General features: G+C 65.7%; 26 protein-coding genes. 7 read left to right on the top strand and 19 right to left on the bottom strand.

Annotated features, from left to right (window positions below; all coding sequences use genetic code 11):
* Positions 1 to 98 precede the first annotated feature (98 nt).
* From WAZ62_RS10045 to WAZ62_RS10035, 3 genes are read left to right on the top strand one after another with little or no spacing between them, the layout of a single operon-like run.
* Positions 99 to 257, top strand: a complete 159-nt coding sequence (locus WAZ62_RS10045) for a DUF3309 family protein (RefSeq protein WP_422643386.1) — start codon at positions 99 to 101, stop codon at positions 255 to 257.
* 54 nt (positions 258 to 311) lie between these two features.
* The gene (locus WAZ62_RS10040) at positions 312 to 467 is read left to right on the top strand and encodes an entericidin A/B family lipoprotein (RefSeq protein WP_422643385.1); all 156 of its coding nucleotides are present in this window, start codon (positions 312 to 314) and stop codon (positions 465 to 467) included.
* A 25-nt stretch (positions 468 to 492) separates the two neighbouring features.
* The gene (locus WAZ62_RS10035) at positions 493 to 663 is read left to right on the top strand and encodes a CsbD family protein (protein WP_422643384.1); all 171 of its coding nucleotides are present in this window, start codon (positions 493 to 495) and stop codon (positions 661 to 663) included.
* A 63-nt stretch (positions 664 to 726) separates the two neighbouring features.
* Here the strand turns inward: WAZ62_RS10035 and WAZ62_RS10030 are convergent, their stop codons facing one another.
* From WAZ62_RS10030 to WAZ62_RS10020, 3 genes are all read right to left on the bottom strand, one after another.
* Entirely contained in the window at positions 727 to 2,505 is a 1,779-nt protein-coding gene (locus WAZ62_RS10030) for a glucan ABC transporter ATP-binding protein/ permease (RefSeq protein WP_422643383.1), read from the bottom strand.
* Positions 2,506 to 2,556: 51 nt separating this feature from the next.
* Complete coding sequence (locus tag WAZ62_RS10025; RefSeq protein ID WP_422643382.1) at positions 2,557 to 3,693, bottom strand: SbmA/BacA-like family transporter; 1,137 nt, start codon at positions 3,691 to 3,693, stop codon at positions 2,557 to 2,559.
* 314 nt (positions 3,694 to 4,007) lie between these two features.
* Entirely contained in the window at positions 4,008 to 4,619 is a 612-nt protein-coding gene (locus tag WAZ62_RS10020; RefSeq protein WP_422643381.1) for a TetR/AcrR family transcriptional regulator, read from the bottom strand.
* A gap of 268 nt (positions 4,620 to 4,887) precedes the next feature.
* Here WAZ62_RS10020 and WAZ62_RS10015 point away from each other — a divergent pair, with 268 nt between their 5' ends.
* The 4 genes from WAZ62_RS10015 to WAZ62_RS10000 are packed head-to-tail and all read left to right on the top strand — an operon-like array spanning position 4,888 to position 9,274.
* Positions 4,888 to 5,727, top strand: coding sequence for an alpha/beta fold hydrolase (locus WAZ62_RS10015; RefSeq protein ID WP_422643380.1), 840 nt, complete (start codon positions 4,888 to 4,890; stop codon positions 5,725 to 5,727).
* Positions 5,724 to 6,713: a VOC family protein gene (locus tag WAZ62_RS10010; RefSeq protein WP_422643379.1), complete on the top strand. Its 990-nt coding sequence runs from the start codon at positions 5,724 to 5,726 to the stop codon at positions 6,711 to 6,713. Before WAZ62_RS10015 ends, WAZ62_RS10010 begins: the two co-directional genes overlap by 4 nt.
* Before the next feature lie 11 nt (positions 6,714 to 6,724).
* A complete protein-coding gene (locus WAZ62_RS10005) occupies positions 6,725 to 8,455 on the top strand; it encodes a bifunctional 3-(3-hydroxy-phenyl)propionate/3-hydroxycinnamic acid hydroxylase (RefSeq protein ID WP_422643378.1) in 1,731 nt (576 codons plus the stop codon).
* An 18-nt stretch (positions 8,456 to 8,473) separates the two neighbouring features.
* Positions 8,474 to 9,274: a 2-keto-4-pentenoate hydratase gene (locus tag WAZ62_RS10000; RefSeq protein WP_422643377.1), complete on the top strand. Its 801-nt coding sequence runs from the start codon at positions 8,474 to 8,476 to the stop codon at positions 9,272 to 9,274.
* A gap of 8 nt (positions 9,275 to 9,282) precedes the next feature.
* Here WAZ62_RS10000 and WAZ62_RS09995 read toward each other — a convergent pair whose 3' ends face one another.
* The 16 genes from WAZ62_RS09995 to WAZ62_RS09920 all read right to left on the bottom strand — a co-directional run bounded on the left by WAZ62_RS09995 (position 9,283) and on the right by WAZ62_RS09920 (position 23,498).
* Complete coding sequence (locus WAZ62_RS09995) at positions 9,283 to 10,665, bottom strand: DUF1329 domain-containing protein (protein WP_422643376.1); 1,383 nt, start codon at positions 10,663 to 10,665, stop codon at positions 9,283 to 9,285.
* On the bottom strand, positions 10,662 to 11,489 hold the full coding sequence (locus tag WAZ62_RS09990; protein WP_422643375.1) for an alpha/beta fold hydrolase: 828 nt from the start codon (positions 11,487 to 11,489) through the stop codon (positions 10,662 to 10,664). The genes WAZ62_RS09995 and WAZ62_RS09990 overlap by 4 nt, the downstream gene beginning before the upstream one ends.
* Before the next feature lie 14 nt (positions 11,490 to 11,503).
* Positions 11,504 to 12,553 carry a 2Fe-2S iron-sulfur cluster-binding protein gene (locus WAZ62_RS09985; RefSeq protein ID WP_422643374.1) on the bottom strand — a complete coding sequence of 350 codons (1,050 nt, stop codon included), beginning with the start codon at positions 12,551 to 12,553 and terminating at the stop codon, positions 11,504 to 11,506.
* A complete protein-coding gene (locus WAZ62_RS09980; protein ID WP_422643373.1) occupies positions 12,550 to 12,738 on the bottom strand; it encodes a 2-hydroxymuconate tautomerase in 189 nt (62 codons plus the stop codon). The genes WAZ62_RS09985 and WAZ62_RS09980 overlap by 4 nt, the downstream gene beginning before the upstream one ends.
* A 1-nt stretch (position 12,739) precedes the next feature.
* Positions 12,740 to 13,510, bottom strand: a complete 771-nt coding sequence (locus WAZ62_RS09975) for a 2-keto-4-pentenoate hydratase (RefSeq protein ID WP_422643372.1) — start codon at positions 13,508 to 13,510, stop codon at positions 12,740 to 12,742.
* Between the two features lies 1 nt (position 13,511).
* Positions 13,512 to 14,309: a 2-keto-4-pentenoate hydratase gene (locus WAZ62_RS09970; RefSeq protein WP_422643371.1), complete on the bottom strand. Its 798-nt coding sequence runs from the start codon at positions 14,307 to 14,309 to the stop codon at positions 13,512 to 13,514.
* 12 nt (positions 14,310 to 14,321) lie between these two features.
* On the bottom strand, positions 14,322 to 15,782 hold the full coding sequence (locus WAZ62_RS09965; protein ID WP_422643370.1) for a 2-hydroxymuconic semialdehyde dehydrogenase: 1,461 nt from the start codon (positions 15,780 to 15,782) through the stop codon (positions 14,322 to 14,324).
* A 12-nt stretch (positions 15,783 to 15,794) separates the two neighbouring features.
* Complete coding sequence (locus tag WAZ62_RS09960; protein ID WP_422643369.1) at positions 15,795 to 16,718, bottom strand: catechol 2,3-dioxygenase; 924 nt, start codon at positions 16,716 to 16,718, stop codon at positions 15,795 to 15,797.
* Between the two features lie 3 nt (positions 16,719 to 16,721).
* Positions 16,722 to 17,060 carry a 2Fe-2S iron-sulfur cluster binding domain-containing protein gene (locus tag WAZ62_RS09955; protein WP_422643368.1) on the bottom strand — a complete coding sequence of 113 codons (339 nt, stop codon included), beginning with the start codon at positions 17,058 to 17,060 and terminating at the stop codon, positions 16,722 to 16,724.
* 3 nt (positions 17,061 to 17,063) lie between these two features.
* Positions 17,064 to 18,131, bottom strand: a complete 1,068-nt coding sequence (locus WAZ62_RS09950) for an NADH:ubiquinone reductase (Na(+)-transporting) subunit F (RefSeq protein ID WP_422643367.1) — start codon at positions 18,129 to 18,131, stop codon at positions 17,064 to 17,066.
* A gap of 15 nt (positions 18,132 to 18,146) precedes the next feature.
* Positions 18,147 to 18,506: a phenol hydroxylase subunit P4 gene (locus WAZ62_RS09945; RefSeq protein WP_422643366.1), complete on the bottom strand. Its 360-nt coding sequence runs from the start codon at positions 18,504 to 18,506 to the stop codon at positions 18,147 to 18,149.
* Positions 18,507 to 18,579: 73 nt separating this feature from the next.
* The gene (locus WAZ62_RS09940; RefSeq protein WP_422643365.1) at positions 18,580 to 20,115 is read right to left on the bottom strand and encodes an aromatic/alkene/methane monooxygenase hydroxylase/oxygenase subunit alpha; all 1,536 of its coding nucleotides are present in this window, start codon (positions 20,113 to 20,115) and stop codon (positions 18,580 to 18,582) included.
* 13 nt (positions 20,116 to 20,128) lie between these two features.
* Entirely contained in the window at positions 20,129 to 20,419 is a 291-nt protein-coding gene (locus WAZ62_RS09935; RefSeq protein ID WP_422643364.1) for an MmoB/DmpM family protein, read from the bottom strand.
* Between the two features lie 10 nt (positions 20,420 to 20,429).
* Positions 20,430 to 21,428: an aromatic/alkene monooxygenase hydroxylase subunit beta gene (locus WAZ62_RS09930; RefSeq protein ID WP_422643363.1), complete on the bottom strand. Its 999-nt coding sequence runs from the start codon at positions 21,426 to 21,428 to the stop codon at positions 20,430 to 20,432.
* 30 nt (positions 21,429 to 21,458) lie between these two features.
* Positions 21,459 to 21,812 carry a phenol hydroxylase subunit gene (locus WAZ62_RS09925; protein WP_422643362.1) on the bottom strand — a complete coding sequence of 118 codons (354 nt, stop codon included), beginning with the start codon at positions 21,810 to 21,812 and terminating at the stop codon, positions 21,459 to 21,461.
* A 276-nt stretch (positions 21,813 to 22,088) separates the two neighbouring features.
* Positions 22,089 to 23,498 carry an outer membrane lipoprotein-sorting protein gene (locus WAZ62_RS09920; protein WP_422643361.1) on the bottom strand — a complete coding sequence of 470 codons (1,410 nt, stop codon included), beginning with the start codon at positions 23,496 to 23,498 and terminating at the stop codon, positions 22,089 to 22,091.
* Between the last annotated feature and the right edge of the window lie 7 nt (positions 23,499 to 23,505).

The following is a 23,505-nucleotide window of genomic DNA, read 5'->3' as shown; positions in this document are numbered from 1 at the left end:
GATGATCGCCGGGGCGGGCACCGAACGGCGGGCGGGAATGTCCGCGATATCATGCAGATTACGCACCCTCGCCGATCCCTCCAAAGGAGTTCAAGGACATGAGTCTCGGTACCATCCTGCTGATCATCCTGTTGCTGTTCCTGGTCGGCGCCCTGCCGCGCTGGCCGCACAGCGCCAACTGGGGTTACGCCCCGAGCGGTGGCCTTGGTGTCGTCATCGTCATCATCATCGTTCTCATGCTGCTGGGACGGATCTAGGCGCGACGAACCTCGCCCTCCCTCCCCGCGCCTCCATTCGCCAAAGGTGACCAGATGTTCAAGAAGACCCTGCCGACGGCTCTCGTCCTCATCACCCTGCTGGGCGCCGCGCCGCTGATCGCGGCCTGCCACACCGTGGCCGGGGCCGGCGAGGACATTTCCCGGACCGGCGACGCCATCGGCAATTCCGCCAAGAAGAACACCCCCTGATCCCCCAACCCGAAGGAGTTCACCCATGAACAAAGACCGTATCGTCGGAGCGGCCAAACAGGTCCAAGGCTCGATCAAGGAAACCGTCGGCAAGGTTGTCGGCGACGCCAAGCTGCAGATCGACGGCAAGGCCGACAAGGCCGAGGGCAAGGTCCAGAACCTGGTCGGGGCGCTCAAGGACAGCGTGAAGCCCTGACACCGCCAGACATTCGATGAAAGGGGCGCCCCTCACCGGGCGCCCCTTGGCGTTTCCGCCCCCTCAGGCGGGAGGGCCGGCGGCATCGGCCCTGGCGGCGATGAACTGTGCCCGGGCCAGGCTGGCGAAGCGGCCGTTCGCCTTCACGAGGTCGTCGAAGGTCCCGGTCTCGACGATCCGTCCGGCTTCGAACACCAGGATGCGGGAAGCGTCCCGGATCGTGGACAGGCGATGGGCGATCACGAAGGTGGTGCGGTTGCGCATCACTTCATCGAGCGCCTTCATCACCTTGGCCTCCGTATCGGCATCGAGGGCGCTGGTCGCCTCGTCCAGGATCAGGATCGGCGGGTCCTTCAGCAGCGCCCGGGCGATCGACAGGCGCTGACGCTCGCCCCCCGAGAGCGAGCGGCCGCGCTCGCCGACAAGCCCCTCGAAGCCCTGGAACTTATGCTCGATGAAGGCCAGGGCCTGAGCCCCGGCGGCGGCGGCGCGCAGTTCCGCCTCGGTCGCGTCCGGCTTTCCGACGCGCAGGTTCTCGGCGATGGTGCGGTTGAACAGCAAGGCTTCCTGGAACACGACGCCGATATTCCGGTGCAGGGCTTCAAGCGTCAGGTGGCGGATGTCGACGCCATCGATCTCGATCACGCCGCTCTGGGGATCGAAAGCCCGGTCCAGCAAGGCGATGGCGGTCGATTTTCCCGCCCCCGTCGCGCCGACGAGGGCGATGGTCTCCCCCGGCAGGGCCTTGAAATTCAGCCCTTCGACCGCCGGTTGCTGGCCGTTGTAGGAAAAGCTGACATCCCTGAACTCCACGAGACCGACCAGTCGCCCGGGATCCACCGCATCCGGCAGGTCGCGGATCGCCGGCACCGTGTCGCAGACCTGGAAGAATTCGGCCAGCCTCGGCGCCTCGAGCACGACCCGGCTGACGAAGCTGACCGTCTGTTCCAGCCGGGCGATGATCAGGCTGGCGAAGGTCATGAAGGCGACCATCTCGCCGATCGTCGCCTGTCCCTCGATATGCAACAACGTGCCGAGGATGATGATGGCAAGCACGGTCAGCGTGGTGGAGGTCCGGGTCAGCACGACGGCCAGCGCCCACCACGACAGCACGGGCATCTGCGCCGCCAGCAGGCGGTTGACGATCCGGCGCAGATCCGTGACCTCGGCCTCCAGCCGCGCGAAGCTCTGGACCAGCGCGATATTGCCCAGCGTGTCGGCCGCCCTCTCGGCCAGATCGGCGTAATGGTGCTCCACCGAACCCTGCAGGCTTTCGGTCTTGCGCACGATGAGCGCCGTCAGCAGGCCGAAGAATATCGTGAGCACGATCAGCAGCAGCGCCAGTCGCCAGTTGATGACCAGCGAGACCGGCAGCAGGACGAGCAGCGAGACGAAGGACGACAGGTGATCGCGGAACAGCCCGACCCAAAGCCCCCAGAGCGAATCCGTGCCCTGCAGCATGACCTTCATCAGCCGGCCCGAATGGGTATTGCCATGATAGGACAGGGGCAGTTGCAGGACATGCTCGAAATAATCGGTCAGCACGGCCTGGCGGCGGCGATGGGCCAGGCGATCGGCGTGAAGCGCGATCAATGTCCCGCAGACGATGGTGAACAGGCCAAAGCCCGCCCAGGCGGCCAGAAGGGGCACCAGCTGCGGCCACAGGGGCGCCGCGGCGGGATTTTCCATCCCGGTCAGCCGGTCGATGATGCGGCCGAGCAGGACCGGCTCGGCGAATTGGGCCGATGCCAGGGCCACGTTCGCGAAGGCCAGGGCCCAGGCCAGGCGTCTCTCCCCGCCAAGCAGGGCGAGAACGCGGCCATAGAGACGAAGAATATCCATGCGAACCCCGATCGGGTGCTGAATGACGGGATGGGTCTTGGCAAGCGCGGCCTACTCCGGCGAAACCTGCCGCGGCTCGGGGGCCGGGGTCTTGAGACTGGTGCCGCCGACCAGATGGATGCCGGTTGCCCTGCCCGGACGCTCGACCTCGTCGAGCGCCAGCAGCAGGGAGGCCACCCGGTTGGCGGAAGCCGTCCATTCCGCCAGGCGGCCGTAACTGTCGGTGATCCAGTTGAAGGCGCCCTGCACCATGACGAAAGCCGCCGCAGCCTGGACAGCCTGGCCCAGGCTCATCGTATCCGCCAGATATTTCGGCATACACAACAGAAGACCGACAACGGGCGTTAGCAGACCATTCGTGTGGGTGACCAGGGTCATCCGCATCAATTGCCAGCAATAGGCCCGCCACCAGCGGATGACTTCGTCCAGCGCCGCCCTGATGGACCGCCTCTCGCCCCCCGAGACATCGGCGATGAGAGGTGCCTCGCCGGTCTGGCGAAGATGGGCGCCGACCGAGCGCAGATGGGCCTCGGCCCGCTTGCTCTCGGTGATCACCCGTGTCAGATGCCGGCCGATGATCATCATCGCCGCCGTCAGCACGACGGAGTAGATGACGACGGCGATCACGAGATAGCCCGGCAGCGTCATCCCGCCGGCCCCAAGCGGTAACGCGCCACCGACTTCCCACAGGACGCCGATGAAGGTAATGGCGGTCAGACAGGACGAGAACAGCCCGAGCACCAGGTCGATCGGCAGATCCGTCGCCACCCTGGCATCTTCCGCGATCCGGTATTCCGGCCCCTGGTGATCGCCGTTCATGAAGCGCAATCGCCGATGCCGGTCGTGTTCCAGCCAATAATCGTAGAGATGGTTGCTGAGCCAGGCGCGCCAGCGTCGCTGGGTCGTCATGCGGGCCCAGACGGAGACGATGGCCAGCACCAGGCTGCTGGCGCCGAGCGGGACAAAAAGCAGCGCCTGACGCCACAACTGATCGCCATCCTTGCGCTCGATCGCGTCGAAGAAATAGCGGTTCCAGAAGTTCAGGCCATAAAGAGTGAGCAACTGGAGCAGCATGACGGCGATCATCAGCGCGACCAGCAGCCACACGCGCCATGACGACGGTCCCCGCCAGAAACCCGCCGCGCTGTGCCAGAAGCGCTTGAGCAGCTGCTTCTGCCCCGGCGGCATCGGCCTTGATCGGGGGGTGTCCAGAGGCAACGCCCGCGCCTAGGCGCTAAAGCCCGAAGGGTCGCGATGGCACGGTGCCGGACAGCCCGCCCTGGGGCCATCGGTGGCGCTTCGCCCTTGTGTCATCTCGTCAATTCCCTCCGCCAAAGCCGCGAAAGGCACGGCACCGCCCCATCGCGCAAATTGCGACGGGACAATATCCTGGCCTTGCCATGGCGCGCGCGACAGCCTCGGAAATTACTCACCCGGGCAACTCGCGCCCGCCCGACCGGAACGATCGCGTCCCGGCGCGGCGAAGGCGGGCTTGCCCGGGATCAGCCGAAATGGACCAGTTCCGGCAAGGGGCGCGCCGCCAGTTCGTCGGCCTCTTCCCTCGCGATGCCCAGCGACCGGAGCACCATGGCCGCGACATCGGTGCCGGCATCCCGCCAGGTGCGCAGACCTTCCAGCACCAGAACGATCCCGGCCAGGGTCGAGCCGGAAATGACCGCGAGCGCGGCCGACACCCGCCCCTCGGCGAGGTCGTAGCGGCCGCTTTCGATGCCGCGCGCCAAATCCTGCGCCGGCGGCCCCGTCCAGATTTCCCGGACCGCCTTGTTGGTCATGGCGAACTGGACCAGGAAGCGGCCCCAATAGGGCTCTTCATGGGCGCGGCGGATATAGAGCCGAATGCCGATGGCAAGACGCAGCGCCGGATCCTCGACCCCGCGATAGCTCTCCACCACCTGCTGGTCCATTTCCTCGGCCAGTTGCAGGGCGATGGTTTCGAACAGCAGCTCGGGCGATCGCACATTCTTGTAGATCGTGCCCCTGACGACACCGGCGGCGGCGGCCAACTCGCTGATCGTCACGTCGGCCGTGCCTTTCTCGGCGAACAGCTCCAGCGCGGCCTTCCGGATGCGCTTCTGCGCGGCACTCACCCTCACTGAACACACCCGTTCTATCTGGACAGCGGCGTGCACAGCATGGGTGCGCGTGTCGCCCGCCGTCAAGGGTGACGGGCGGACATAAATACTCTTGTTTGAACAGTTATGTTCATTTAAATAATTATTCGTTCGATAGAAACGGGAACGCCCCGGGACTTCGCGACACGGCCGCGATGTCGACCGGGAAGCGGGCCGGCAGGCAGGCACAAGAGAAACCTGGAGGAAAAAGGCAGTGACAGCGCAACGGACGGAACCCACTTCGCGGCATGTGAGCTTCGGCAATCGCAAGATCTTCATCAGCGAGGCCGGCACGGGTTATCCGGTCGTGCTGCTGCATGGCGGCGGCCCCGGCGCCTCGGGGCTTTCGAACTATTCCCGCAATATCGACGCGCTCGCCCGGCATTTCCGGGTGATCGTGCCGGACATGCAGGGTTACGGCCGGTCGACCAAGGGGGTGAACCGGCAGGACCCCTTCGGCGATCTCGCCGATGTCATGCTGGGCCTGCTCGACGCTCTGGACATCCCGCGCGCGCATTTCGTCGGCAATTCGCTGGGCGGCGCCTGCGCGCTTCGTCTCGCGCTCGACCGGCCGGACCGGGTCTCGGCCCTGGTGCTGATGGGGCCGGGCGGCATCAACACGACCCGTGCCCTGCCAACGGCGGGCCTTGGCAAACTGCTCGACTATTACGGCGGCACGGGCCCGAGCCTCGAGAAGCTGCGCAGCTTCATTCGCGAATATCTGGTCCATGACGGCGCGGCGGTGCCCGAGGACATGATCCGCCAGCGTTACGAGGCGAGCATCGATCCCGACGTGGTCGCGGCCCCGCCCCTGCGCCGCCCCCCCAGCCTCGCCGCCGCCCTCCGCATGGATTTCACCCGCGATCGGCGCCTCGCCAAATGTACCATTCCGACGCTCGTGCTGTGGGGCACCGCGGACAAGGTCAACCGGCCGAGCGGCGGCAAGGCCCTGCAATCGCGCATGCCCAATTGCGATCTCTATCTCTTCGCCAACACGGGCCATTGGGTGCAATGGGAGCGGGCGGAAGAATTCAACGCGGCGACCACCGCCTTCCTGCGCCAGCAAAGCCCGGAGGGGGCACGGCGATGAGCGACGAAACCGATCTCTTCGGCGCGGCGCGCATGGGTTACGTCGTCGTCGAATCCGACCGGCTCCACGACTGGCGGCGCTTCCTGAAGCAGGGCCTCGGCCTGCACGAGGCGCTGGCGGACGAAAGCACCCTCGCCTTTCGCATGGATGACCACGAGCGCCGCCTCATGATCCGCAAGGGGCCGGCCGAGGATGTCGTCGCCACGGGCTGGCAATTGCGCGACCAGGCCGCGCTCGACATCGTGCTCCGCCGCCTCTCGGACCGGGACATCGCGGTCGAGACCGGCAGCGCCGAGGAGGCTGCGTTTCGGGGGGTGGCCGGCTTTGTCCGCCTGACGGGACCGAAGGCCATGGCCATCGAACTCTTCACCGAGGCCCGGACGACCGCCGCGCCCCTGAACATGCTGGCCAGCGGCTTCGTCACCGGCGACAGCGGCATGGGACATCTGGCGATCACATCGAGACGGCCGGAGAAAATGCTGCGCTTCTGGCAGGAAATCTTCGACGCCCGCCTCAGCGACCGCATTCACCAGCCCCTGTCGGGGGTCATGCTGGACATCGACTTCCTCCGGCTCAACGAGCGCCATCACACGATCGCGATCGCCGCGACGCGCGGCCTGCACCTCGACCCCATCCGCACCAGGGTCCAGCATGTGAACATGCTGGTCCCGACGCTCGACGACCTCACCGGAGCTTTCGAGCGCCTGTGCGATCTCGGCTACGAGATGGCTCATGAAATCGGCCAGCATCCGAATGACCGCGAAGTTTCCTTCTATGTCGTCTCCCCGTCCGGCTTCGAACTGGAACTCGGCTGGAACGCGCTGACGGTCGACGAAGCGGCCTGGCGACCAACGTCCTACAACGCGATCAGCGTCTGGGGCCACCGGCCGCGCAGGAACTCCCGGCTCGATCGACTGGCCATCAATGCCGGCAACTTCCGCCGGGGTCTGCGCTCGCTCCTCCATCCCGAATACAGCCCTCTGTGACAGGTCCCGCCATGAGCCAGCGCCACGCGCCGCCCTTCGCGGCGGATGTCATCATCACCGGGCTGGGGCCGACCGGCCTCGTCCTTGCCCATGTGCTCGGCAAACGCGGACACAAGGTCGTCGTGATCGAACGGGAACCCGTCTTCTACGGCAACGCCCGCGCCGTCTATACCGACGACGAATGCCTGCGCATCTTCCAGTCGATCGACCTCGCGGACGAGGTCTCGGCCCGTATGATGCCCGAAACCCCGGTGCAATTCGTGCGCAAGGACGGCCGCGTGCTGGGCCAATACCGGCCCTTGAAGCGGATCTTCGGCTGGCCGGTGGTGAATTTCTTCTATCAGCCCTATCTCGAGACTCAGCTGTCCGACCTGCTCGCCCGCTACCCGAATGTCGAGGTCTGGCGCGGGCGCGAACTCGTCGACTTCACCCAGGACGCGGACGGCGTGACCGCGTCCCATCGGGCGACCCAGGATGTCCGCTTCGGCGACGCGACGGACGCCCGGGTCAGTCGCGATATCGCGGAGGATGTCCAGACGCTTCGGGCCCGCTACCTCGTCGGCGCCGATGGCGGGCGCAGCGTCGTGCGCAGCCGGCTCGGCATCGAGATGACGGGCCGCAATTTCCCCGAACCCTGGCTGGTCGTCGATCTCGTCCGAAAGCCCGGGCATGACGGCCTGCGCCACCTCCCCTACTTCAATTTCGTGGTCAATCCGCGAATGCCGGTGGTCAGCTGCGTGCAACCGGATGGTTTCCACCGCTTCGAATTCATGCTGATGCCCGGCATGACCAGGGAGTGGATGGAAAAGCCGGAAACCGTTCGGCAACTCCTGTCCGACTATGTCGATCCCGACCATTTCGAGATCAAGCGGAAGCTGGTCTATACGTTCAATGCCCTGATCGCCCGGGACTGGCGTCGGGGCCGCGTCCTGCTGGCCGGCGACGCCGCCCATATGACACCCCAGTTCATGGGCCAGGGCGCGAGTTCAGGCATCCGCGATGCCAGCAACCTCGGCTGGAAGCTGAGCGGCGTGCTCGACGGCCTGTTCGGCGATGCCATTCTCGACAGCTATGGCCGCGAGCGCCACGGCCATGCCAAGGCGATGATCGACATCTCGGTCCTGATGAAGGACCTCGTTTCCATGACCAACCCGATCGGCACGCTGCTGCGCGATGCCCTGCTGCGCATCACGCAGTTGGTCCCGCCGATGCGGCGCTGGTTCGAGGAGGGCGGCTTCAAGCCGATGCCCGTCTATGACCGGGGACACTATCTCGGCCTGCCGCGTCGGCGCCGCGACGGACCCGAGGGCGCCCTGGCGCCCCAGCCCGAAGTCCGCCTGATCGACGGCCGCCGGGTACGGCTCGACAGCATGTTGGGCGACGGCTTCGCCCTGATCGGCCTGAACTGCGACCCGCGCGACGGCCTCGCGGCCGGGCAGCTTGAAGGCCTCGCCCGCCTCGGCACCCGCTTCGTCACCCTCTACGGCTACGCCGGTCGGCCCCAGGGCTTGAAGGACGTGGCGCGGTCGGGCGCGCCCGACCTGCCGGAAGTCGAGGATATCGGCGACCTGATGGTGGGCTGGTTCCGCAAGGCCGGTTTCCGCGACAAGGGCGTGGCGATCCTGCGCCCCGATCGCTTCGCCTTCGGCCTTACCGCCGCCGGCCGGACCGGCCCCGCGGTCGACGAATTGTTCCGGCAACTGGCGATGCGGCCGGCCGAGGCCGGGTCCATCGCCGCCTGAAAGCAGGAGACGAACGAAATGACCGAGATAGCGGGCGCCGATCCCGAAGCCGTGGCGCGGCGGCTGCGCGAAGCCTATGCCGCCGGCCCCATTCCGCCCTTGCGTGACGGGTTGGATGCGACCGACGCCGAAGCCGCCTATCGCATCCAGTCGATCAATACCCGATACTGGCGGGATCGGGGACGGCGCGTCATCGGGCGCAAGATCGGTCTCACGGCGAAGGCGGTTCAGGCCCAACTCGGCGTCGACCAGCCCGATTTCGGCATCCTCTTCGCGGACATGGCGATCGAGGATGGCGGCATCCTGATGCCGACAGCGGTGATCCAGCCCAAGGCGGAAGCCGAAGTCGCCCTGGTGCTGGAGCGCGACATCGACAATCCGGCCGCCACGGTGACTGACGTGATCCGGGCCACCGCCTGCGCCCTGCCCGCGATCGAAATCGTCGACAGCCGCATCGCCGACTGGAAGATCACCTTCGCCGACACGGTCGCGGACAATGGCTCATCCGCCTTCTTCGTGCTCGGACGGACCCCCAGGACACTGGCCGGCCTCGACCTGCGGACCTGCGGCATGGTGCTGGAAGTCGATGGCCGGATCGCGTCCCTCGGCGCTGGCGCCGCCTGCCTCGGCCATCCGCTGACCGCCGCCGCCTGGCTGGCCCGCGCGCTTTCGGCGACGGAGGATCACCTGAAGGCCGGTGACATCATCCTGACCGGCGCCCTTGGCCCGATGGTGCCCATCAAGCCTGGCGATCGCATCGCCACGAGCATCGGCGGCCTCGGCCACTGCGCCTTCGATTTCGCCCCGACGGGAGGATGACGGCCCGGCTAGTCGCGCAGCCGTTCGATATCGAGGAAGCGAGCCATGTCGAGGCCGAGGATCGACCAGTCGGCCGTCATGGTGATGCGGTTGTAACGCTTGCCGATCACATTCCACAGCACGTAGTTGCGGGCCATCCACAACCCGCTCTTCGGATCGAAATCCAGGGCGTCGTCCAGCACCCGCCACAGGTTGCCGCGCTGGTCGTACATTTCCTGATACTGGGCGTAGTGGAATTCCTTGTCGATATAGAGCCGGCGCCGGCCATAGACGTAATTGCCGGTCTTGTCGGTGACGTCGAGGATCCACACCGGCCGCAACTCGAGATCGATCGTGTCGAGTTCGCATTCGTTCGACGCATATTGCGCCGGATCATAGGCATGGCCCACCTCGGGCTGCGACAGGACGAAGCCCTCGCCCACGATGTTGAAATCGAACTTGCGCGGATCGGGTTTCAGCCAGGACTGGCGCCACTCGTCCCAGGTCGCCTCGATGCCCGGAGTCATCGGGTCCTGGGTGTCCGAGCCGCCGAGGATGCGCGTCCGCTTCATGGTCGGGACATAGCCCCGGAAATCGTCCGGTTTGTCGGCCGAGGCAAAACGGCGCCGCGTCGCGGCGAGACCCTTGATGTCGCGAGGCGAGAGGAAGACGATCGAGCCCGCCTCGACCGTGTCGTCCTCGCCCCGGACCCCGCCGAGCGGCGCGGCATCGACCCGGCCATGCATCTTCTGCCACCAGAGATGCATCACGTAACGCCGCTCCACCCTGTTGTCCGGCAGGCAGGAGGCGAGTTCCATCGGCTTCAGCGCGGCATTGTCGTTGCCGACACCGCGCGAGAGGAAGGCCCAATAGAGTTCGAGGCCATTGTTCGGCTTGATGAAAGGCAGGCCCGCCTCGGTCAGCATGGCGAAATTGCCCTGAGCATCGAGCAACTCGCCCTTGGGGCTGATGGTGAAGCTGGCGTTCTTCCTCGTCGCCTCCAGCCGGGCCCGCGACATCGTGTAGGGCGTCGTCGGCACGATACGGATGCGGTGCCAGCGGAACCAGTCGCCCGACACCAGCCGGTCATGGCTGGGACCGGGCAGGTAATCCTTCAGCCAGGGGTATTTGCCCGCGGACTCGGCCGTGATCTCGAGTCCCGGCTTCAATTCGGGCGGCAATTTGGCGGCGGCGACCAGGCTGCGCGCCGAATAGCCGCGGTAAGCCTCCCAATCCTTCGCCAGCTGGACCGCCGCCGGATCGGCAAGCATGTCGGCGAATTGCTTGTGCCCGGTGAAGCCGGTCTTGGCGGCCAGGGCCTGCCATTCGTCGACCCAGTCGGCGGCCGCCGCCGGCAGGGCGAGGGCCGTCAGGACCCCGGCCAGGGTGAGCAGTCGGCGAAACCTGATCATGCGTCACCCGAGAGGAAATTATCGACGAGAGCGTTGAACCGCGCGGCATGTTCGATCTGGGTCCAGTGACCGCAGCGGCCGAACATATGAAGCTCCGCCCGGGGCAGCAGCTGGAACAGGCGAAGGGCGTTGGCGGGCGGGATCACCCGGTCCTCGCGCCCATGCAGGATCAGCGCCGGCTTGTCGATCGCGGCGATTTCCGCCTCGTCGGTCGCGAGGGCCGAGACCCAGCGCTGGCGCGGGGCAGGAAACAGCGCGGCGAAGCGCTCGTGCACCCCGGGGCGGATGCTGGCTTCATAGCGAAGGCGCACCAATTCCTCGGTCGCGCGGGCGGGATCGAAGGAAAAGATCCCGATCAGCTCGCGCATGGTCTCGATCGAGGGTTGATAGCCCCAGACCCTGTCCAGTCCCTCGGTCAGCTGGAATTCGACCCCCGCCGCGCCCATCAGGACGAGGCGGCGGACCCGCTCGGGCGCATAGGCCGCCAGCGCGAGCGCCAGGGCACCACCGAAGGAATTGCCGACGACATCGACCGGCCCGAGATTCAAGCCCTCGATGAAACCGGTCAGGTGGCGGAGGCACCGTGCCATGGAGAACTCGGGACCGGCGGGGGTTTCGGTATAGCCGAAGCCGATCATGTCCGGCGCCAGCACACGCCGGTTGGCCGACAGCGGCCCCATGTTGAGCCGCCAGTTGGCGAAAGCCGAGACCCCGGGACCGGAGCCATGGATCAGCAGGACAGGCTGCCCCTGACCCAGGTCGTGGTAGTTGGTGGCGATACCATCGACCACGATGCGCCGGCCGATTTCCGGGTTCGTTTCCATGTTTTTTTTGGGCCTCAGAAGAAGCGGTCGTAGTGGATCTGGTTGAAAGGCACCTTCAGGTCGATCATCAGCAGGCGTTGCAGGGCCTCGGCCATGGGCGGCGGCCCGGCGAAATAGATTTCGGCCTCGCGCAGGGCCTCGCCGAAATGCCGGCCGACGACCTCGTGGACGAAACCGCTCAGGCCAGTCCATCCCGCGCTGAGGGGATCGTCGAGGCTGGAGATCACCGGGTGGTAACGCAGCGTATCGCCAAAGCCCGGCAGGCCGGCCAGATGCGCCTCGCCGCAGACATCGGCCGCCGTGCGCCCGCCATAGAAGAAATCGAGCTTGCGGGCCGGATCGGCGCCGACCGCCCGGGCGATCGAGACCATGGGCGCGAGCCCCGAGCCACCGGCGACGCAGACGACGGGACGGGCCGAGTCCGCGACCAGATGGGCGAGGCCATAAGGCCCGTCGATGCCGATCTCCGCCCCCGGCGCCATGTCGAACAGCGCATTGCTGACCTTGCCGCCCGGCACGCGCTTGATCTGGAAATCCCAATAGCCTTCGGCATTGGGCAGGTTCGACATGGAATAGCAGCGGCGCAAGCCTTCGGCGGTGCGCAGGATGGCGTATTGGCCGGGGATGAATTCCGCCGCCTTCTCGCCACGGAAACGGAATTCACGGATGTCGCGGGTCAGGTCCCGCACCCCGGCGAGTTCCAGCCGCGTAATCCGGGGCATCACCTTCGGGGCACAGGCCGCGTCGAGCCCGACCTTGATCGTGACATCGCCGCAGGCGCGGGTCTGGCAGGCCAGCTGCAGGCCCTTGCGCCGGTCACGCGGCGAAAGGCCGGGGGCGTCGGGCCACAGGCTTTCGGTCTCGCCCGACAGGACCTGGATGCGGCAGGAGCCGCAGCCGCCGGACGAGCATTCGTAAGGCAGGCCAAGGCCACCGCGCAGCGCCGCCTGCAGGATCGAGGCATCCCCGATCCCCTGCACGAAGGTGCCGCCGCCTTCGACGGTCACGATGGGGGCGCGATCGTCCACGACGCCGCCCTGCTGCGCGGCCGACGCCGCCGTCATGGTGATTCAGCCTTGGAGACTCCGGCGACGCCGAAGTGAGCCGCCGGCACTTCCCAGATGATCACGCGGACGGCGGCGCGCGGCACGCCGGTCGCCCGCTCCGCCGCGTCGGTCAATTCCTTGATCAGGGCGCGCTTGGTCTCGGGCGTGCGGCCTTCGATCAGCGTGACATTGATGATGGGCATTTCATTCCCCCACGGTGATGGCGATGCGGCCGAGACCTTCGATCTGGGTCTCGACATATTCGCCGACGCTGAGCGCATGGGCGGCGGTGATCCCGCCCGCCATGACGATGTCGCCCGGCTCCAGGCTCTCGCCCCATTGCGCGACCATGCGGGCCGCCGCGACGAGGGAGCGCACCGGATTGCCGAGCAGGGCGGCGGTCGAGCCGATCTGGCGCGGCATGCCGTCGACCGACAGGACGACGCCGAGGTTGGACAGGTCCAGCCGGGGCGAGGTGAAACTGCCGATGACGAGCCCCGAGGACGAGGAATTGTCGGCGATCACATCCGGCAGGGCGAAGCGGAAGGCCTGGTAGCGGCTATCGATGATTTCCATCGCCGGCGCCACGCCCTCGACCGCGGCCATGGCTTCGAGCGCCGTCACCTTGCCCGACAGGCGCCGGCCCATCAGGAACACGACCTCGGGTTCGGCGCGCGGATGGACATAGCGCTTGCGGGACAGGGAAGCCCCCTCCTCCAGCACCATGGCATCGGTCAGCCGGCCCCAGATCACTTCGTCGACGCCGACCTGCTGCATCTTGGCCCGGCTGGTCAGGCCCATCTTCACGCCGATGCGGCGCTCGCCGCGTTCCAGCCGGCGGCGGATCGACAGGGTCTGGATCGCATAGGCATCGTCGATGCCGAGATCGGGCAGGTCATTGGTCAGCTGCGGGATCGCGGTCGCGCTGCGCGCCGCCTCGTCGACCCGGGCGGCCAGTTCATGCAGGGCCGTCATCTCAGGCCTCCCCCTCGAAACGGCAACGGACAGCGCCGAGGCCGGAAATGCGCAATTCGACGACATCGCCGCCCTTGACCGGCGTCAGCGGGCCAAGCGCGCCCGACATGATGGTGTCGCCCTTCTTCAGCGGGCGGCCGACCTCGACCATCTTGCGGGCCAGCCACAGGGTAGCGACCAGCGGATTGCCGAGGCAGGCGACGCCTGCGCCGGTCGCGACCGGCTCGCCCCGGCACGACATGACCATGCCGCAGAGCACGGGATCGAAGGCCGACAGCGGCCGGGGCTGGCTGCCGAGGACATAGAGGCCGGAGGAGGCGTTGTCGGCCACCGTATCGACGATCTTGATGTTCCAGTCGGCGATGCGGCTGCCGACGACCTCGATCGCGGCGACGGCATATTCGATGGAATGCATGACATCGGCGAGGGTGAGATGATCGCTGTCGAGATCATCGCCGAGATAGAAGGCGATTTCGCCTTCCACCTTGGGCTGGCTGACGCGGGAGACCGGAATGGTCTCGCCGTCGCCGAAGGCCATGTCGGCGAACAACATGCCGTAATCCGGCTGGTCCAGCCCCAGCATGGACTGGACGGCCTTGGAGGTCGCGCCGATCTTGCGCCCGACGAGGCGGCGGCCCGCCGCGATCCAGTGCCTGGTGTTCGCTTCCTGGATGGCATAGGCCGTGGCCGCGTCCGCATTGGCCACCCGATCGCGCAAGGGGGCGATCGGCTTGCCGGTCTCGACCGCCGTGCGCAGCAGTTCCGCTGCCTGCTCGACGCTGAGAAGTTGCTCTGTCACGTCCCCGGCTCCTTACAGCTTCACGCAGACATTGGAGAGTTCGGTATAGAATTCGAGGCTGTGCACGCCGCCCTCGCGGCCGATGCCCGAGCGCTTGGAGCCGCCGAAGGGCGTGCGCAGGTCGCGCAGGAACCAGGAATTCACCCAGACGAGGCCCGTTTCCATCTGCGCCGCGACGCGATGCGCCCGGCTGGAATTCTCGGTCCAGATCGAGCAGGCGAGGCCGTATTCCGTGTCGTTCGCCCGCGCGATCACCTCGTCCTCGCCATCGAAGGGCGAGATGTGGCAGCACGGACCGAAGATTTCCTCGCGCATGATCGCGCTGTCGTCGGACAGGCCGGTCCAGATCGTCGGCTGCACCCAGGCGCCTTCGGACAATTCGGCCGGCACCTGCGGCACGCCGCCGCCAGTGACGACAGTCGCCCCCAGCTCCCGCGCCCTGGCGTAATAGGACAGGACCTTCGACTGATGCTCGCGCGAGACCAACGGCCCCATGTTCGCCGCCGCGTTGTCGGGCGTGCCGACGACCAGGGCTTCCGCCCCCGCCTTCAGCCGCGCGACGAATTCGTCGAACACCGGACGTTCCACGAAGACCCGCTCGGTGCCGAGGCAGACCTGGCCGCAATTGGCGAAGACCGAACGCATGGTGCCTTCGATCGCCTTGTCGAGATCGGCGTCGGCGAAGACGATCGCCGGATTCTTGCCGCCGAGTTCGAGCGAGACCGGACGGATGAAGCCCGCGCCCGCCTTCATGATGGCCGCGCCCGTGCGGGTCTCGCCGGTGAAGGTGACGGCGTTGACATCGGGATTGCTGGTGAGGAATTCACCTGCGCTGTCGGGGCCGAAGCCGTGAACGACATTGTAGACGCCGGGCGGAACGCCGGCTTCGTTCATCACCTCGCCAAGGAGAGCGGCGGTCGAGGGCGTCTCTTCCGACGGCTTGACGACGACCGTGTTGCCGCAGGCGAGGGCCGGGCCGACCTTCCAGGTCATCAGGAGAAGCGGCAGGTTCCACGGGCAGATGACGCCGATCACGCCCTTGGGACGGCGCAGGGCATAGTTGACGGCGCCCTTGCCGTCCGGCGTGTCGAGAACGAAGCTCTCGGTCGGGACATTCTTCACGAGATCGGCGAAGATCTTGAAGTTGGCGGCGCCGCGCGGGATGTCGATATGGCTCGCCAGGCTCTTGGGCTTGCCCGTGTCCCGGCATTCCGCTTCGAGGAATTCGTCGAAGCGGCGGGTGATGCCGTCGGCCACCTTGTGCAGGATGGCGGCGCGTTCATGCACCGTCATCTTGCCCCAGGGACCGCGCAGCGCCTTGCGGGCCGCCGCCACCGCGGCATCGACCTCGTCCCGGCCCGCCTCCGCCACCAGGGCGAAGACGGCATTGTCGCAAGGATTGCGCTTTTCGAACCAGTCGCGACCCTCGCGATAGGCACCGTCGATGAAATTCAGGATCTTTGCCGTGCTCATGGATACACCCGATCAGGTCACAACCGTCATGAAGCGGTCGTTCAATGCGCGTTCGTAATAGAAGATGGCCTTGCCGACTTCGTCCGTCGTCCAGGTCCGCACCGGATGGTCCGGATAGAACTGGTAGCCGCCCGAGAAGACTTCGTTCCGGTTGCCCGAGGGATCGAAGAAATAGATGGTCTGGCCGCGCGTGATGCCGTGGCGGGTCGGACCGATGTCGACTGACATATTGTAACGGCTCATGATATCCGCCGCGTGGCCGATATCATTCCAGCTTTCCAGCAGGAAGGAGATGTGGTGCAGCTTGCCCTTCTCCTCGTGCCGGACGATCGCGATGTCATGCGCCTTGATGCTGCAGGACAGGAAGGTGGCGATGACCGTGCCGTCCGGCGCCACCACCTGTTCGGTGGTCGTGAAGCCGAGCACGTCGATGAAGAGCTTCTTCATGCCGTCCAGATCGTCGCCATAGAGCAGGCAATGGTCGAAGCGCAGCGCCCGCATCCCGCGCGGTTCCGCGTGCCAAAGCTCGGGATTGTTCACCATGGGGCCGGTCGGATCGAGGCCGATGGTCGCGTAAAGCTCGATCCGGTGGCCGGTCGGCGAGACGAACGACAGCCGGCGACCGACCGACGGCATATCGCCCGGCGGGATCTCGTCGACCGTGACGCCGGCGTTGATCAGCTTTTCGTGGAGGATGTCGAGATCTTCCTCGGACGCGACCTTGAAGGCCAGGAAATCGAGGCCCGGCTCGTCGGCTTCGCGCAGAATGATCGAGTGATGGTCGAACTCGTCATAGGCCTTCAGGAAGACGCGGCCGTCGTTGCCCTCGGTGACCACGTCGAGACCGATACGGTCCCGGTAGTGCACGAGCGCGGCCTTCATGTCGAGTACGCGCACCTGGACATATCCAGGTCGCAGGACACCAGAAATCGCCATAGTCTACCTCCCGTTCTGCCCCTGGGGGCGTTCTTGTTTCGCGGCCTCGCGGTCCATCTCGCACGCCAGCCGGACCTTCAGGTCCGATTGGGGATAGATCCGGCAGGCCAGGGCGAGGCCCCCGGCGCATTGCCCCGGCGGCACATGCCGGCAGCTCATGGGACCCGTCCTGAAAGCCCCCTGCGTCACCCGAACGAGACAGCGCCCGCAGCCGCCGTTGCGGCAGCCGACAGGGATCGCGCGCCGGCCCTGGCGTTCCATGGCCTGCAGCAACCCCTCGGATTCCGGGCACCGGAAGGTGCTGCCGCAATCCTCGATCTCGATCGTGTGATGAACCGTCATCGATTACATCCTCTGCGACAGCGGACTGCGCTGGGGTGCCTTGTCGTCCGCCTTGGTGAGGAAACTCTCGGTATGGATGTCGCGGTCGAACAGTCGGCCCTTCATCAGGGCGCGAATGCCGGCATCGATCATCGGCGGCGGCCCGCACAGATAGGCCTTGTGCCCCCGGAAGGCGCCGTCGAACAGGCGCACGGCCGCTTCGTGGACGAAGCCGGTCTCGCCGGTCCAGCCGTCAGCCGGCTGCGGGTCCGAGAGCACGGGGACATAGGTGAAATTGTCGTGTTTCTCGGCCAGCACCTTGAACAGGTCGTCGTAATAGAGATCCTGCCGCTGGCGGACACCATGGAACAGCGTGATCTTCTGGCTGAAACCCCGGGCCAGCAGATCCTCGACCATCGACTTCGGGCTGGAGAGTCCCGAGCCCCCGGCGATGAAGATCATGGGCAGCGGCGAGGATTCCCGGACATAGAAGCGGCCATAGGGACCCGAAAGCGGCAGGCGGTCGCCCACCGCCAGCTTCTCGTGAAGATAGGTCGTGCCGAGCCCGCCCGGCACCTTGCGGATATGCAGCTCGAGAAGCGCGCTGCCCGGCGCGTTGGCCAGCGAAAAGGCCCGCTCGCCCTCGACACCCGGGATCTTCAGCTGGACATACTGACCGGCCTGGAAATCGAAATCGACGCCGCCCGCGTCGAGCCACAGCCCGATGATGTCGCGCGCCAGCGGCCGGATATCGACCACCCGGGCTTCGACGTCATGGACCCTGCAGTTACGCGCGTCCGGATCGACATCGATATCCGCCTCGATCGTGACATCCGACATCGGCCGCGCGCAACAGGCTAGGGCACGCCCCTCCTCCCGCTCGAAATCCATCAGGGCGAAGGGCGAGGCCTCGCCGAGGTCCACCTCCCCGTCGACCACCGTGACCTTGCAGGTGCTGCAAAGGCCATGGTTGCACTGATAGGGCAGATAGATTCCGTTGCGCAGGCAGGCGTCGAGGATCGTCTGTCCCTCGGCGACTTTCACCGTCTGGCCCAGCGGCTCGATCGTAACGCTATAGGTGGTTCCGGTCATCACGTCCACGTCCGTTCAGGTCGCGCAGCCGCCGATACCGTGCAGCCCGGGGGTCCAGAACCGCAGCAGCGACTTGTGCCCGATGTTGTTGGCGGCGAGACTGGCGTCGAGCACCGGCTTGAACGGCCGCTGGTCCAGCATCCAGGTGACCGTGTCCCACTCCACCCGCGACCATTCGGGGTGCAGGTTGTAGCAACCAGGCAGGATATCGGTGAGCACCGTGCGGAACGGCATCGACGGCGGCAACGGCAACGCGAGCGCCGCGCAATACATCAGATGCTCTTCCCAGTGCCAGTAAACGACCTGGTTGCCGTGAAAATTTTCCAGCCGATCCCGCGATTTGAACTCGTAGCGGCCGATTGCTGTAACTGTCATGTTGCCTCCCTGATCCCTTGGGGCAGGCGCCCGCCGCGCCCGCCCCCTTTTTTCCGCCCGACGAATGCAGTCGTCAGACGGGGTTTGTCGCTTTCTGGGCCTGCCATTCCTCCCACAGCTTCTGGTCGGGCGAGCCTTCATAATCGAAGTTGTCCGTGCCGAAGTTGAGGTGGTACCAGGCGAGGACATCCTTGACCTCGGCGCCGCCGCAATTGCCCTGATAGATCTGGTGCACGGGCAGCCACGACTGGATGTATTTCTCGGGCTCGTTCTGGAAGATGTCCTTGCAGCCATCCGAGCAGAAGTGATAGCGCTCGCCCTTGTAGTCGGCCGAGCGGAAACAGATCGTGGTCGGATCGTCCGGCTCGGTGAAGCCCATGGGGATCTGGCAGGTCACGCACAGCTGGGGCAGGGTCGGGTTGTAGAAGCGCTTGCCCTCGGCCTGCATCTCGGTCCAGCACTCGAAGCGCGGCCGGTAGTGTTTGTCGAAAGTGTCGGGATATTTCGCCGACAGCCAGGTCATTTCCTCTTCCGTCGGCATCCAGGTATGGAAGGCCGCCGCGTGGGTGTAGTTGTAGAAGATCGACCAGACTTCGTGGCTGAGCCGGTGCTTCTCCTTCGAGGCGACCTCGTGGTACTTCGGCTTGCGAATACCGTAACGCGACAGATCCTCGAAGAGGGCATCGCCGGCCTGCTCGAAATACATCTCCCAGGCTTCGGCCCAGGACATGATGCGCTTGGGCAGCATGTAATCCATCATCATGGAGACAAGGCCCAGCAGGCGATAGCCGCGCCAGAACCACTTGTCGATCCACTTCTGGATGATCGGAACATTGGCCTCGTCCTGCTCGAGCATGAACTTGATGATCTCGAGGCCGAGGGTCATGTGCCGCGCTTCGTCCGACTGGGCGGAGAAGCCGAAGGTCACGGTCGCCATGTCGCCGTTGTAAGCGGCACCGGACATGAAGGGCACGAACAGCAGGTTGGTCAGTACGTATTCGAAGCTGAAGGAAATCGCCGTCAGGAATTCGAACGGCCCGGCCGAGCACGCGTCCTCGAAGAAGGACTTCGGCACCGAGAGGTACCAGACACGATCATGCATGTGACGCGGATCGTGCAGCCCGTCGAAGAACTTGTTGTAATGGCTCATCGTGTGGATCTGCGTCTGGGCATGACGCAGTTCGTCGATCGCCTGCATCTGGCAGGCGATGCGCGGCCCGGCGCCGACGAAATGCCGGCCGACATGGGCATAGCCCCGGTGCGCCGAATATTCGAGCGGCGAGACCCCGGTCAGGAACAGCTTCAGCGCGTTGACATAGCGCGCGTCGGTGATGTTCAGGTGGCCGTTGTTCTGGGCGAAGCTCTCGATCACGGCATAGAGCTTGCGCTCCTTCTCCGCCTGGTATTTCCAGTAGGCGTCCATGGTCAGACGGAACGGGTCTTCCCAGGCGTCCCAGTCGTGGATCTTGATCCCTTCATAGGAGACATAGGGAAACACCTTGTCCATCGGCTGGTAGGTGGTTTCCCAGCCCAGACCGCGGGTCAGGTGGGCGTAGCGTTCCTTGAGGCTGAGTTTGCGCTGCTTGGGCAGCGGCGGCATCGCGTTCATCGGTTCTGTCTCCTCAGGCTTTGCGTGAGCCGGCGCCCTGCGCCCAGGCGAGAGTGAAACTGTCGTCGTCTTCCTCGACATTGCCGGCGAGGGAAATCAGGGACAGCTGGAGTTCCTGCAGGTCGTAGCGGCGACCGAAGCGCGCCTCGATCGTCTCGCGACGCAGGCTGAGCCGATCCTCGCAATCGATCTTGGTCAGCGCCGGCATCCAGGAGACTTCGGCCGCCGGATTGTCGGCGACGATCGCCTCGACGAGGAGACGTCCCTCGTCGGTGTTCTGCAGCGTGATCGATACTTTGCTCATGCCTGTCTCCTCAGACCGCGAGGCCGATCTTGCGGCAGCGCGCCGCGAGATCCGCCATATGGGTGTCGATAGCGGCCTCGGCCTGCGGCCCCAGGACATCGGTGGCGATGGGCAGCAGGGCATCCCGCGCGCGCACCGACCATTGCGCCGCCCAGCCCGACAGATGGCTGGCATTGGCGGCGGATTCCCGGGCGGCGGCACCGATCACCGCGTCGACCCAGCGCGACGTCTCGTCGAACCAGTCGAGCATGAATTCGGTCAGCGGCGAGAGCGAGGCGCCGCCATGGGCGAGGCCCGCCTCGTCGAAGCCACGGTAGACCAGGGGGTAGAGCAGCCCGTCCAGGACGAGGTTCTGCGCGACGAAGACTTCGAACCAGTCGGGGGCGACGAAGAGATCCTCCATCGCGTGGCGCAGGCCCTGCCAGGAGGCATGGTCGAGCCAGGTCTGCTTGGCCGCCGACAGGCTGGCGCCGGTGCCGCCATCCATCAGCAGGCCGATGCGGCTGATCACCTGGGCGATGCCGAGACGGTCCATGGTCGCGAACATAGCCGCCTCGGTGATGGCGGAGCCAAAGCCGATATCCGTGATGTTGCAATTGTTCATGTTCGCGCCCCACTCGTAGTGGCGGAGCGGCAGCAGATAGTGATGCACGGACTGGAGCCATTCGGGCGAGATGCCCGCGACATGGCCCCGGCGCTCGGCGTAGGCGAAGGCTTTTTCCGTCGCCTCCATCATGCGCGAGCGGGTGATCGTGTAGGTGCCGTAGTAGAACTGCCTGGGATCGCGCAGGACATGCCAATCCTCGAGCACGATCGCGGTGCGCCGCGCGTCGAACAGCTCGAGTTCGGGCGCCCAGGTCGGGCGATAGTGGAATTCACCGGTCGCCTGCAGGTCGAACATCGACTCGTCATAGCGCGACGCGGGCTTGTCCGCCCCGATGCGCCGCGCGACATTGGCATAGGTCTGCCGGCGCGGCTGTATGGTGGCGGTCTTGATTTCGATGGTCATGGGCCGTGGTCCTCCGGATCTGATCGCGGGTCATTGCCTGCTGGAAAGCGCGGCGAAGGCCCCGGCGGCCTCGTCCGCGATCTCCAGCACGGCGTGCTGGGCGCTTCTGAATTCGAACAGCGCATCGATCGGCATGATCATCTCGACCATCAGATCGGGATCGCCGAGCGTGAACTCGAACAGGACGAAAGGCGCCTTGACGGCCGTCACGCGTATCCAGCGGGCGTCCAGATCAATCGAGAGTGCTTCAGCTTCTGCCGTAGCCATTGGCGCTTCACGTCCCTGTGATTGTTGTCTTTTTGGGCGTTGTTCGCCGCCCTGTCCCAAATCTTGCAAGCACCATGCCAAGCATGGGCGGATCGTCGTTTGTGGAACCTTGTGCATCGCACACAGATATTGCGCACGCGCACTTCTCCGCTTTCCCTACGTTCCTGGCCTTTCCGCCCCATGGCCGCCGCTGCGTCGCAGCAATTCTCCGCATGAATTGGTGCAGGAGGCTCGACGAAATGATGAAGCGGGGGCCTTTGGCTTCGATCATTTGCGACAACAAAAAAAGGGCAACGCGTCTGAGTGATCGCGTTGCCCTCAAGTGACCTGGGGGGGGACCCAGGCGGGGAAGAGCTGGTGAGTTTCGCCGCCCGTCAAAGGGCGGCGAAACAATTACTTGTAGTCGCGCAGCTGGTCGATATCGAACAGGCTGGGGGTCGGGTTGGTGTCGAGATCCTGCCAGCGGGATTGCATCTCGAGCCAGGAGACGCGCTTGGAGATGACGTTCCACAGGGCGACCTGGCGCCATTGGGCCTGGCCGGTCTGGGGGGTCCAGTCGCGGCTGTCGTACCAGACACGCATCAGATTACCACGGGCGTCGAAGAACTCGTTGGCGACCGGATAATAGAACTCCTTGTCGAGGTAGATCCGGCGCTTGGAGTAGATGTACTTGCCGGTCTTGTCGGAGATCTCGAGGATGATCACCGGACGCAGCTCGAGCTCGACGGTATCGACCGCGCAGGAGCCGGCGCGGGTCGCCGCCTGGTAGAAGTGACCGGTCTGGGGGAAGCCCAGGGTCCAGCTTTCGCCGACGATCTTGTAGTCGAACTTGCTGAGATCGGTCTTCACCCAATAGGCACGCCAGTCGTCCCAGATCAGCTCGAGGCCGGCCGCCAGCGGATCCTGACCGTCGGTCGCCGAGAGGATGCGGGTGCGCTTCAGGGTCGGCACGAAGACCTTGAAGTCGTCTTCCTTCTTCGCGTCGGCGAAGCGTTTGCGCACGCCCGACAGGCCACGCACGTCACGGGGATCGGTGAAGTAGACCGCGCCGCCCTCGACGACGCCGTCCATGCCGCCGATGTCGCCGAAGGGCGCCACGTCCTTGCGGCCGTGCATCTTCTGCCACCACAGTTCCGCCTTGTACTGGCGCTCCAGGCTGCTGCTGCTGTTGCAGACATCCATGGTGATCGGGTGGAAGTTCAGGTTGTCGTTGGCGATGCCATGGGCGACGAAGGACCAGGTCGCCTCGAGACCGTCCTTCGGATTGAGGAAGGGCAAGGCGCCCTGGGTCGACAGGGCGAACTTGCCATCCGGCGTCAGCAGGTTGCCATCGGGCGTCGCGTTGAAGGCGATACCCTTCGCCTTCGCGTCCTCGGTCTGCTCCAGCGTGCCCTTGGGCATGTAATAGGACGCGGTCGGCACGATCACCGCCTGCTTCCAGCCGAACCAGCCGCTGTCCTTGAAGCGTTCCGCCAGCGCCGGAAGGATGAAGTCCTTCAGCCAGGGCGCGTCGACATTGCTCGCGTTGATGACGGTGCCGGGCTTCAGCTCGGGCGGCAGCTTGGCCTGGGCCAGCAGGCCGGGAGCGTCATAGCCGCGCAAGGCGGCCCAGCGCTTGGCGATGGCAAGCGCCTCGGGCGAGCCGAGGGCGTCGACGAACTTCGAACGGCCCGCGCCGTCGCCGTTCTGGGCGACGAAGGCTTTCCAGGCGGCGACGCCGTCCTCGGGGCTGGCCAGGGCGACCTGCGCGCCGCCAAGTGTCAGGGCGGCGATAAGGCCGGCCGCCATGGTTCTGATCTTCATGGATTAT

Source organism: Zavarzinia sp. (assembly GCF_049306435.1).
Taxonomy (GTDB): domain Bacteria; phylum Pseudomonadota; class Alphaproteobacteria; order Zavarziniales; family Zavarziniaceae; genus Zavarzinia.
This window is presented reverse-complemented; position numbering and strand designations above follow the sequence as displayed.